The sequence below is a fragment of the Acinetobacter sp. SK-43 genome, assembly GCF_015351505.1.
In the GTDB taxonomy this organism is placed as follows: Bacteria; Pseudomonadota; Gammaproteobacteria; order Pseudomonadales; family Moraxellaceae; genus Acinetobacter; species Acinetobacter junii.
Map to the genome: position 1 here is coordinate 1 of NZ_JADKPY010000094.1, position 1,933 is coordinate 1,933.

2 tRNA genes and 1 rRNA gene are annotated in these 1,933 nt (G+C 50.4%); all 3 read right to left on the reverse strand.

The features are described from left to right. A tRNA-Ala gene (locus tag IRT38_RS17330) sits at positions 1-76 on the reverse strand. 70 nt (positions 77-146) lie between these two features. Beyond that, positions 147-223: transfer RNA gene (locus tag IRT38_RS17335), tRNA-Ile, on the reverse strand. Positions 224-282: 59 nt separating this feature from the next. Next, positions 283-1,819: ribosomal RNA gene (locus IRT38_RS17340) — 16S ribosomal RNA — on the reverse strand. Positions 1,820-1,933 lie beyond the last annotated feature (114 nt).

A 1,933-nucleotide genomic window follows, 5' to 3' on the forward strand; every position in this document is an offset into this window, starting at 1 on the left:
TGGTGGAGACTAGGAGAGTCGAACTCCTGACCTCCTGCGTGCAAAGCAGGCGCTCTACCAACTAAGCTAAGTCCCCAGCTTTAATCATAATGAACGACATATCTTTTTATCTAGCAGCTTGTGATTATTTATCACTTCGTCAGTAGTGGTGGGTCTGACAAGACTTGAACTTGTGACCCCACGCTTATCAAGCGTGTGCTCTAACCAACTGAGCTACAGACCCTCAGATACATCTTCGAAGAACAACTTGTTGTGGATTCTTACCAGTCACCAATCTTTCGTTAAGGAGGTGATCCAGCCGCAGGTTCCCCTACGGCTACCTTGTTACGACTTCACCCCAGTCATCGGCCACACCGTGGTAAGCGTCCTCCTTGCGGTTAGACTACCTACTTCTGGTGCAACAAACTCCCATGGTGTGACGGGCGGTGTGTACAAGGCCCGGGAACGTATTCACCGCGGCATTCTGATCCGCGATTACTAGCGATTCCGACTTCATGGAGTCGAGTTGCAGACTCCAATCCGGACTACGATCGGCTTTTTGAGATTAGCATCACATCGCTGTGTAGCAACCCTTTGTACCGACCATTGTAGCACGTGTGTAGCCCTGGCCGTAAGGGCCATGATGACTTGACGTCGTCCCCGCCTTCCTCCAGTTTGTCACTGGCAGTATCCTTAAAGTTCCCATCCGAAATGCTGGCAAGTAAGGAAAAGGGTTGCGCTCGTTGCGGGACTTAACCCAACATCTCACGACACGAGCTGACGACAGCCATGCAGCACCTGTATCTAGATTCCCGAAGGCACCAATCCATCTCTGGAAAGTTTCTAGTATGTCAAGGCCAGGTAAGGTTCTTCGCGTTGCATCGAATTAAACCACATGCTCCACCGCTTGTGCGGGCCCCCGTCAATTCATTTGAGTTTTAGTCTTGCGACCGTACTCCCCAGGCGGTCTACTTATCGCGTTAGCTGCGCCACTAAAGCCTCAAAGGCCCCAACGGCTAGTAGACATCGTTTACGGCATGGACTACCAGGGTATCTAATCCTGTTTGCTCCCCATGCTTTCGTACCTCAGCGTCAGTATTAGGCCAGATGGCTGCCTTCGCCATCGGTATTCCTCCAGATCTCTACGCATTTCACCGCTACACCTGGAATTCTACCATCCTCTCCCATACTCTAGCTTCCCAGTATCGAATGCAATTCCCAAGTTAAGCTCGGGGATTTCACATCCGACTTAAAAAGCCGCCTACGCACGCTTTACGCCCAGTAAATCCGATTAACGCTCGCACCCTCTGTATTACCGCGGCTGCTGGCACAGAGTTAGCCGGTGCTTATTCTGCGAGTAACGTCCACTATCCAAGAGTATTAGTCTCAGTAGCCTCCTCCTCGCTTAAAGTGCTTTACAACCATAAGGCCTTCTTCACACACGCGGCATGGCTGGATCAGGGTTCCCCCCATTGTCCAATATTCCCCACTGCTGCCTCCCGTAGGAGTCTGGGCCGTGTCTCAGTCCCAGTGTGGCGGATCATCCTCTCAGACCCGCTACAGATCGTCGCCTTGGTAGGCCTTTACCCCACCAACTAGCTAATCCGACTTAGGCTCATCTATTAGCGCAAGGTCCGAAGATCCCCTGCTTTCTCCCGTAGGACGTATGCGGTATTAGCATTCCTTTCGGAATGTTGTCCCCCACTAATAGGCAGATTCCTAAGCATTACTCACCCGTCCGCCGCTAAGATAAGGTGCAAGCACCTCATCTCCGCTCGACTTGCATGTGTTAAGCCTGCCGCCAGCGTTCAATCTGAGCCATGATCAAACTCTTCAGTTAAAATCATTTTGCACCTTAGTTAAGACAAGGTGCTAATTCTGGCTCATCAATTTTCTGACTAAAAATTCGCTCAAATAAACTTCGAGAAATTTCTACCATTCAATCAATGAAAAT